Below are 9,775 nucleotides of genomic sequence, written 5' to 3'. Positions count from 1 at the left end.
CGTATTGATCCCCTCGGATCTAACAAGTCATTGCGGCCGACCGGATACCGTCCCTAGTCCGAGAAACATTCTACACGCATGGGACATTCTACATACTCGACCATTGATTTATCGGCGGCCGAATTATACGTTCGGCTATAATAAGAATAATATGACTCGCGGATCTGCGATATTATCCCATTTTTTAGCATGGTTCCCTTTGGTGGCTATGCTTTTGACCTTTGGCTACATGAAATGGTTTAGTTTATCTCAACGTGGTCTTGAAGTCATTGTATTCAATCAGTATGTATTGCCCTTCGTAGTCGGCTCATTAGTATCAGCTATCTGTTTGGTCATCAGTTTTTTCAGATCCAGCCCTAGATCAAGGTCAGTGTGGTTCGTGCAATTCGGGTTCTGGTATCAGGGTTGTTTGGTTCTACTGGCAGTAGTCGCGTTCTTAGTGGTGCGTGCACATAGCTGAAGGATGTTGCCGAACAAGTCATTGCCATCGACCGTTAACCGTTCGCAGTCCGAAGACGTTTTACAGTTAAACCCATGAGTGGTTGGCGAGTGTTTTACACGCGGCCATGGAATTTTACGTTCGACAATAATAATGAAGATTGATGTAGAGTTTCGAGGTGAGGTGATAGGTAGCATCGATAATGCCATATCTGATATGTGGTATTACAGCGGTGAATGGGTTAGTAACGATTCTGGTTTCGCTGCTGAATTCACATCGCTCGCAAGCTCATTAAATGGCACTCAGGTAATGCAAGATATAGAACGGGGCATTATCATTAGGTATCGCGAAGGCGACGAGAACTACTTTCATTTTGGTGTAGCTGTTTGCCTAATCGATGGGGATTTATGTTTTCGTATGATGGGTTCAGGTGAAGCACTAGAATGGGCGTCTAAGCGGTATATAAAGTCTTGAAGAATGTGGTCGAACAAGGCGCTTCATCCGACGCGATACCGTTCGTTGTCCGAGGAAGTTGCAGAGCTAAAAACGTGTATGGTGCGAATCTATTTTACACGGCGCGGTTGAGCTTTACGTTAGGCAAAATAATAATAATGAACTACAAACGCATGGGCCTACTTCAAGCAATCATAGTGGTGATTGGCTTCGGTGGCTTTTGCGTTGCATATCTGTATAAATGGTTTTTCGGTGCTGGATTTAGTCTCGAATATACAAACAGCGTATATTATGGCCCCATTTTGGGCGTTGAGATATTAATATTTTTAGGCATGGCGATATATACCATTGGTGCGATAATTGCACTGCGGTCATATATACGAGATTGGTTGGAGAGGCGTAAGTTTCCTGAATCGAGTGATGACCTTGATTGAATTAATCGAAAAAAATTGGCCTAACAAGTCGTTGCCATCGACCGTTAACCGTTCGTAGTCTGCGGATTATCTATAGTTAAAACCTTGAATGATTGGCAGCTGTTTTACACGCGGCCATGGAACTTTACGTTCGAGCAAGAATAAGAATATTGAGATCCGGCGTTCACTTGCTGTGAGGCTTATAGTTTTAGCGTAAGGCGGCCCAGGCTTAAGCCTCTCTCATGTATTGGAGCGATTCTTTGGCATTGCCGGGTGCTCAGCAGGGGATCTTCATTCGTTGAGTGCTTGTGTGCTTGGGTTGATTACTCAAGAATGTCGTCGAACAAGCCGGAGCACACGACCGTTAACCGTCCTTGGTGCGCAGGCGTTTTACAGTTAAGAATTCACTTGGATTATCACCGGTTTACACGCGGCGGTTGTCCTCTACGTTCGGCAATAATACTAAGACTATGGCAGGTGAATCTGAGAGCGAGACGTTTTTCTCGATCATCGCGTTACTCTCCAAGCATTCTCCGTTACCTGAGTTGGAGCTTGTTGAGTGTCTCGACGTGTATTCAGATGGCAAGTTTAGTCGAGAGGAACCTGGGCATTTTTATGCAGCAGTTATTCCTGAACTTCAGTATTTGGTGTTCATGAAGGGATGCGGTTTGACCATCCACAACTACGCACATCAGTATTTTGATGGACCAGAGGTGGCGACGCATATCTCAGATTCTTCCTTAGCGAATGCTGTTGCTCATCACACTGGATGGATATCGGTAGATTGGACGCACGGAGAGGCGGAAGTGAAGGATAAGTGGGATACAATAGGTAATGTCCTTGCCCATTTGCCGCTAGATCATTGCATTGGGATATTCATTCCGGATGAGGGAATCGTAATGCCGATTCATGAAGGAGTCAGGGCAGCCTTGGGTGGATCTGATGTAATGAGTGATCTGGGCTTTAGCTAATAATGTGGCCGAACAAGTCGAAGCATCCGACCGTTAACCGTCCTTAGTCCGAGTCCGTTTTAGACATAAATCCATGAATGATTTGCGGCGTTTTTACACGCGGCGGTTGTTCTTTACGTTCGATATAATGAATACAAGGAAATCACTAATCACAGTCTCTCTGGTGATATCCGTAGCGTTCTTTTGTATTGGGTGGTCGCTATTTGATCCGATGTTAAGTTACGTTGGGTCCAAGGGCGGTATAGTTTTTTCAGCGCTCAGCCCGCAAGAAGGATTTATGTATAGAATGCATCTAGGATTATCCTTAGCTATAATTGGGCTTGTTGCCGGTATCTCAACGATGGTTAGCGCTAAGTTTGCGTCACGGTGCAACTATGCTCCAAGATTCATATGCATTACAGCTGTTGGTGTGATCACGGCTTGGTTAACAATCTACATTACTTCGATATGTTTGGCTGACATTTCGGAACACATAGATTCATTACGCATTAGCAATTCTACAGATGACCTTCTGTGGTCTGTTTCCATGGTGCCTCTGTATCGCATGGGGTTATACGCTTCTATGGTGTGTTTATCTATAGGGTGGGGAGCATTTTTATGGAATCGCAAGAATATATAAAACTTATCGAACAAGACGAAGCATCCGACAGCTAACCGTTCGGCAGTCAGTGATGTGTAACGATTTAAGATTTCGATCAAGCGCTGTCCTTTTGTGAGGGCTGTCGGTTGTTCTCTACGTTCGGTAATATAATGAAGATACTATCAGCCACTATAATAAGTATAATTGCGTTCTTTGTATATTATGCCGGAAGCAGGTCTCCGTCTTTAGCTCATGTCGGTGTGGGCTTAGGACTGTTCATTGGTTTTTTCGTGCCTGCGATGTTTATCCGAAGCAGAAAGCAGATGGTTGGGCGTAAATATATTATAACAGTTTTAGTGATATTGGGAACTGCTGTTACTGGTGCGTATAAGGCCGAATCCTCTATTAAGATAAATTTTTGGAATATGTTTATGTTTATTCTGCCTTTCGGATACGCAGTATTGGTTCTGGGATTGTTGGCACATGTGCTCTTCGTTGAATGGATAGACGGAATGATAAAAAAACCGAACAATTCGCTGCATCCGACCGTTAACCGTTCGTAGTCCGGAGACTTTTTACAGTTGAGACCATCCTTGGTTTTTGACCTTTGACCCACCGGCGGTTGAGCTTTACGTTCGATAAGAATAAGAAAAATTGACGATACCGAATTCTAGAGTAAAATTATGACCATGAGCACCATCGAGGCCATAGAAGAAGCAGTAGAGCGACTCAGCAAGAATGAGCTTGCTGCGTTTCGTGATTGGTTTTCCACTTACGAGGCAGCGACGTGGGATGCTCAGATCGAGAGAGATATCGTGAGTGGCAAGCTAGAAGGCTTGGCATCAGAAGCCTTGGCAGATTTTAGATCTGGGCGCACTAAGGAGCTATGAAGCACGTAGCGACTTCAAAATTTTGGAAGGCATACAATTCTTTGCCAGCGTCTGTGCAGAAGGTTGCAGATCGTAATTTTGAACTACTGAAGGGCGATCCTTTTCATCCTTCCCTGCATTTTAAGAAGGTGGGGAGTTACTGGTCTGTGAGAGCAGGTATCCATTATCGCGCTCTAGGCATCCAAGATGGAGATGCAATGGTATGGTTTTGGATAGGTAACCATGGCGAATACGACAGGCTGATATCGTAGCAAAAATTTGATCGAACAATTCGCTGCACCCGACCGTTAACCGTTCGTAGTCAGCAGACTTTTTACAGTTGAAACCATCCTAGGTTTTTGACCTTTGACCCACCGGCGGTTGAGCTTTACGTTCGACAAGAATATAGAATATGAGCCCACAAGCGAAAGAGTTAATCCAGATTGTACAGAATGCCGCTTTAAGACATAGCATTTTTCAAAAGCGAGGTCCTGGTGAGGGGAATCGAGTAACTAATGCTGTTATGGGCGATGCGAATAAACAAGTTCGATTGATATTCGGTGATTCAGCAGTTGAGCAGGCATTTGTCCCAGGTGTTAGACAATCGATTGATTATTATTTAGAAGAGACGGCTGAGGCAATTGAGGTAGAATTTTCATTGCCTAATCCGTATCCGTGTCTTGAGAAAGACTCCTTTAAGGTGCTTCTCGCACGCGAAAGAGGAATTAACGTTAAGAGGTTGATTCTAGTTGGCCCACCTGGATCAAGATCACGACTTTCGGCACCGGCACCAACGGCGATCATTGCGTATTTACGTGATGAACACGATCTTGAGGTTACGGTGTGTGAACTAAATAATGTGGTCTAACAAGGCGCTTCATCCGACGCGATACCGTTCGTTGTCCGTGGAAGCTGTAGTGCTAAAATCGTGAATGGTGCGAAACTGTTTTACACGGCGCGGTTGAGCTCTACGTTAGGTAATATAATAAGAAGAGTGAGCAATAACGATCCAGATTGGTCAACCTTTGATACATATAAGGGCCCAGACGAAGACCCTAGATTACCCCGCTGGTTATTGGTGATGTTTCACTACTTCATGATCGCTGTTATTCTTGTGATCATATTTACGATAGGTGGATTCATAGGGTTCATTCTGGCCTACGATAGAAGGGCTCGTATCGTTGACTTCATCATGGCAGAGACGCCCGAACAAGCGTGGACTAGGTTTATTATAGGCGGTTTAGTCGCAGTGTCTTTAGTGCTATATTGGCGTTTCCGGCGAATCAAATAATGGACCTAACAAGCCGGTGCTGACGACCGTTAACCGTTCGTAGTCCGCAAGCATTCGACAGCTATAAATACACTCGGTTTGCTCACGTTCTACACGCTGCGGCAGACCTCTACGTTCTGCAAAAAATGAAACGCAACCCATGTAAAAAAGTCATAATTGCGGTATGCACTGTTATCAGCTTTGTTCTTATTTATGCATTTCACGCTAATAGGAGACCATTTGTAGCGAATAATGATTTCTCAGTGATAGCCACAGTTGATGGTCAGGCTGTTGAAGCTAAGTTATTCAAGCCGATGAAGATGGAAGATGTTTATTATATCCATCTCGAGGATAATTCTGAAGGGAGGTATTCATGGTTTGTATTTTCACCACGCCGTCAAATGGTAGCAGATCCCATAGGTGTATATCATTCATGGTTAGGCTATTCCTACACTCATGCAGATCAAGCTTCTGGAATTTGGCTCATAGATGCTAAACTTGAAGATAACTGGAAGGTTGTTTTTGATGGAGATCGTATTGACTTTAGTAATTCAGATTATCAGGTCGAAATAATTCGTAAGTAACAACTAGCAGAACAAGCCGGATCATCATCGTTCTACACGCTGCGGCAGACTTCTACGTTCGGTATAATCATGAAGAAAAGAGCCAAGCATATTTCTTACACGGTATTATCTCTTGTGCTCGTTTTGGCTGTTATCGGTCTGCTCGTATTCTTCCAGTTATTTCGGCCACATCTTCGGTTTGCGGCGGAATCGGATAAGGCACAGATGGGAGACAGTTCTCTTTCGCAGACTGAATGGCGAGATCTGTGTCATGACTGCATTCGTTGGAGAGATCATCATGATGCCTACCTTCGGCTAATCGAGGTGGGAGACGATACTTCGATTCCTTACCTTATCGATGGGTTGAATAGACTTGGAGACACGCAGATGTGTAGCAGGTCACATTGCATCGACGCTCTAGAGACTATCTCTGGTGAGAAGTTCGGTGGCGATGTCAGTGCTTGGGAGAATTGGTATGCAGATCGATAAACTTGCCAAACCATCCATTGCTGGCGACCGTTATCCGTTCGTTGTGGCGAGACATTTGACAGTTGAGAGCCTTCTAGGTTTTCGTTCCTTGAGCCACCGGCGGTTGAACTCTTTTTTCGGTCATCAAAACTAAAAATGATTTATTTCAAAGATTTTAGGCCTGCCATCACAGGTCAGGAGAAGGTTCTGTTTATGACGGTGTCCAACTATGATGGGATCTCTGAGGTCATGCCGAAAGTGAATGAGTGGGTTGCCCGGAACAAGATTGAGCCGATCAATATTGAGACTGTCGTGTTGCCGAATATCGACCTCGAGGAGGGTAGGAACGATTCTCATTTACGTGCATCAGGGGAGATGTCGACGCATTGGTTTCAGGTGGTTCGTGTTTGGTATCAGGTAGAAGATGGTAGGCCTATTCCATCAGGCTAGCAGAATACCAAACAGACCGGTCAAGCGCGTCTAGGCGACATTCTCCGGCGTCCTACTTTTCTTGGGCCTGAAGTTTTGACGCCAGGTTATTCGCCTCGTTGCTGGGGCTCTGTCGAGGTGCTCAAGATTCTGCCATCTGATCAATGCTCAGATGTGGCACTTTCCGCAGGTGATGGATGTCACCAAGTCGTGAATAGTTCCATTGATGATTATTATAATGCCACTAGCGTGACCTTTGGAGCCGGCTATTACTATGACGGTGACAGCTCCGGTCGTTGTACGCGTAGTGGTGATCTGCAATTTGACATCAGTGGTCTCACGAGACGGTGAGTTCGGCGACCCTCAGCTTCTTCGTCGTTTCTCATGCTCGCCCTCGGAGCTCTTGGGCTGGCGTTGAGGAGCTCGCGGAAATAAAAATGATGGCTGCTTGCGTGGCTGTCGATTGTGCATCGATTGCAGCAAGCGGAGATGATTAGAAAAATCATGTCGGACGGTCTCGAGTTCCGGTTTCTATCAAAATGGCCGCCGTCCGACTCGTCTCTCTCATTCGCTGACGGGGCCGCTATTTTCCTGCGCCTCGGCGTTGGCTTGTTCGAGGTGGATCGCGTCGATGATTGCGCTTAGCGGACTGCCTGATTTGCGCAATGCCATTTGGTAGTGCTGTTCATCGTAGCATTGGTGGTTTTGCCAGCAGCGGTAGACGATGCGAATCCACTTGTATGCCAGGCCGCGGAGGATGGCATTGTGCGCTTGTCCTTTGGCTTTTTGCTGCCGTTGGTAGGCCTTGGCCTAGGTGGACTTATTGATCGTTTGTCCGGCCCATTCGACGAATGTTTGGTGGGCAAACTTGGGGCAGGAATAACGCCGGTGCACCACCCGGTGCTGGCCGCTTTGCTTGGTGACGGGCGAGATGCCACTGTGGTCGAGCACCGCGTTGACGTTGCGGTATTTGCTGCGGTCGTTGCCGAAAAAGGCGAGCAGGCGCGCGCTTAACTGGTCGCCAGCTCCGGGCAGCGATTGGAAAATGTAGGCGTCCGGGTGGGAGTCGACGGTTGCGCTGATCATCTTGTCGAAAGCCTGGATGTTTTTGCTGATGGTGCTGAGCTGCTCGGCGAAGGCGACCGTGAGAGCTGAGTAGGGCTCGATGATGCTGGGGTCGTCGGTGATGGAGATGGCTTGGTCGATGAGCTTGAGGCGTCTCTCGATCAGATAGGGTCGGCGGCTCGAGTGCTGGATGTAGAAGCGTTCAATGGATGCCGGCGTGGCTTTTTGGATGGCTTGCAGTGATGGCCACTTTTTTAAAAAGGCGCAAGCGAGTGGAGCGTAGATGGTTTTGCCGTAGAGCTCGAAGGCCTGGGGGTAGTAGTCCTTGAGCAGCTGGATCAATTTGTTGGAGATGCTGCCACGTTGCACGACGAGTTGCCTGCGCTTCTCGGTGAGCACGGCGAGCTTGGCGGCAGTGGGATCGCCCGCGTGCCAGGGTTTCAATACGTTGTGTTTCTCGAAGAGCAACTTCGCGAGGTGGTGGGCGTCTTTTTTATCGTCCTTGGCCTTGGAGATGTTGAATGTTTCCCGGTAGCGTTTGAGGATCATCGGGTTGATCAGGTAGAGCTTGAACGAGGGGAATCGACGGAAAAATCCGGTGAGGTTGATACACGGTTGCTCGATGCAGAGGGCGGCGCTGGTGCCTGCCGGTAGCAGATCGAGGATCTCGTTGGCCCAAGCGGTGAGCGAGTGCGGGTCGGTCAGGATTTGGGCGTGACTGTGGTCGTTGCCCTGTTGGTCGAGCAGGTGGACATCGATGCATTTGTCCGAGCGGTCGATGCCGATGAATAGGCTGATCATGGTGACGGTTTTGGCTGTGGAGCTGGCTGGGCTATGGCATGTGCCATGCCCCCGCAGCCTGACAACTTGTTGATGTTCATCTTACTGAATGACGGTGCTAAGTCATGATCTGCGGAGGCATGGCGGTTCGTGCATGGCAACGTTGCGAAGGCTTTTTAGTGCAAATTCTAACCGAATCACTGCCAAAACATCACCAGGTGGCGACTTTTTCATGACCGTGGGAAATAGGCGCCGCTGACCAGCTGCCAGCAGGCGGATCGAGTGGGGTGTCGTGGCGCGAAGCAGACCAAAGTCCGGACTAACGATCCGGGCTTTTTTTGTTTGAGCTAACGGAGGGCTTGGCGGATGATGCATCACTTCTTCGGGAGATCGTTTGGAATGCTTCCCGAGGTCGGAAAAATCACAAAATCATGAGCTGGAAATTACACAACGCGATGTGGCCTGGATTGGTCGGTAAGGAAGAGGGATCGGCCGAACCGCCTATTTCCTTCGAGAAAATGTTAGGCATGACGGCTGCGGCCGAGGTCAACGGTGGCGGATATGACGGCATCGATATGTTCCTCTATTTCCCACACTTGGACATCGATGCTCCCGAGGATGAGATCAGAAAATTGGCCGACAGCATTGCCGAGAAGAACCTGAAGGTCGGCACCGTGGTGGCTCCGATCTGGCAGGAAACGGGCGGTGGCAGCTCGATTGGTGGCCGCGAGGAGCGCGCACGCTTTGTCGGTTCCGTGGCCAAGGCCTGTCGTTATACCGGCATCCTGAGAGAGCACGGTGTGCGCAGTTACGGATCGATCCGGATTGACTCCGCCGTGGGGGTGAAAGACTGGGCCGACAATCCGGCGGCGAATACCCGACTGATGGCCAAGACCTTCCAGGAATGTGGCAAGGTGGCGGCGGACCACGACGAGGTGCTGGTGGCTGAGGGCGAGATTTGCTGGGGCGGCATGCACTCGTGGAAGGACATGCTCGACCTGCTGGAAGAGACCGGCATGCCGGGCCGGGTGGGATTCCAGGCGGACCTGGCACACACCTACCTCTACCTGCTGGGGTATAATGCCCCTGAGCATGCTCTGCTGAGCGACTCCCACAGTGACGATGAATTCTGGTCGGCCTACCAAGCGATGACCGACAAACTTCGCCCGTGGACTTACGATTTCCACGTGGCGCAGAACGATGGCACGGTGCACGGTTCAGGATCGCACGATAAAACAGGCCGCCACTGCCCCGCCGATGATCCGAATGGCAAGCTCGATGTGCCGCGCTGTTCTGGCTACTGGCTGCTGGATGAAAATGGCAAGCAGCGTGAGGAAATTCAGCACATTTGCTGGGACGGCTGCATGTTTTCCAATGAGGTATTGCTCAAGCAGGAGACCTGGAATACGATCCTCGGCACCATGCAGCAGGTGAACGGCCTGTAGGCGCTAAAACGATAGCTAACCTTCTCTAAC

The 9,775-nt window shown here is 48.6% G+C and carries 8 protein-coding genes; 7 read left to right on the top strand and 1 reads right to left on the bottom strand.

Annotation, left to right across the window (positions count from 1 at the left end):
* Positions 1-1,775 precede the first annotated feature (1,775 nt).
* The 6 genes from JO972_RS12110 to JO972_RS12090 all read left to right on the top strand — a co-directional run bounded on the left by JO972_RS12110 (position 1,776) and on the right by JO972_RS12090 (position 6,476).
* Positions 1,776-2,276, top strand: coding sequence for a hypothetical protein (locus JO972_RS12110; protein ID WP_309490318.1), 501 nt, complete (start codon positions 1,776-1,778; stop codon positions 2,274-2,276).
* Positions 2,277-3,545: 1,269 nt separating this feature from the next.
* The gene (locus JO972_RS12105; protein WP_309490317.1) at positions 3,546-3,746 is read left to right on the top strand and encodes a hypothetical protein; all 201 of its coding nucleotides are present in this window, start codon (positions 3,546-3,548) and stop codon (positions 3,744-3,746) included.
* Positions 3,743-3,997 carry a ParE family toxin-like protein gene (locus JO972_RS16810; RefSeq protein WP_343221585.1) on the top strand — a complete coding sequence of 85 codons (255 nt, stop codon included), beginning with the start codon at positions 3,743-3,745 and terminating at the stop codon, positions 3,995-3,997. The genes JO972_RS12105 and JO972_RS16810 overlap by 4 nt, the downstream gene beginning before the upstream one ends.
* Positions 3,998-4,137: 140 nt before the next feature.
* Positions 4,138-4,593: a hypothetical protein gene (locus JO972_RS12100; RefSeq protein WP_309490316.1), complete on the top strand. Its 456-nt coding sequence runs from the start codon at positions 4,138-4,140 to the stop codon at positions 4,591-4,593.
* Between the two features lie 548 nt (positions 4,594-5,141).
* Positions 5,142-5,579: a hypothetical protein gene (locus JO972_RS12095; protein ID WP_309490315.1), complete on the top strand. Its 438-nt coding sequence runs from the start codon at positions 5,142-5,144 to the stop codon at positions 5,577-5,579.
* A 603-nt stretch (positions 5,580-6,182) separates the two neighbouring features.
* Positions 6,183-6,476 (top strand): hypothetical protein, encoded by a 294-nt coding sequence (locus JO972_RS12090; protein WP_309490314.1) that lies wholly within the window; start codon positions 6,183-6,185, stop codon positions 6,474-6,476.
* A 789-nt stretch (positions 6,477-7,265) separates the two neighbouring features.
* On the opposite strand, the gene JO972_RS12085 is transcribed toward JO972_RS12090, so the two are convergent.
* A complete protein-coding gene (locus JO972_RS12085; RefSeq protein ID WP_309490313.1) occupies positions 7,266-8,321 on the bottom strand; it encodes an IS110 family transposase in 1,056 nt (351 codons plus the stop codon).
* 410 nt (positions 8,322-8,731) lie between these two features.
* Between JO972_RS12085 and JO972_RS12080 the strand changes: the two genes are divergently transcribed.
* Complete coding sequence (locus JO972_RS12080; protein ID WP_309490312.1) at positions 8,732-9,745, top strand: TIM barrel protein; 1,014 nt, start codon at positions 8,732-8,734, stop codon at positions 9,743-9,745.
* Positions 9,746-9,775: the final 30 nt, after the last annotated feature.

It is taken from the genome of Oceaniferula flava, from assembly GCF_016811075.1.
Lineage (GTDB): Bacteria > Verrucomicrobiota > Verrucomicrobiia > Verrucomicrobiales > Akkermansiaceae > Oceaniferula > Oceaniferula flava.
Note: the sequence above shows the minus strand (reverse complement) of the source record. Positions and strands in the feature narration are given on the sequence as shown.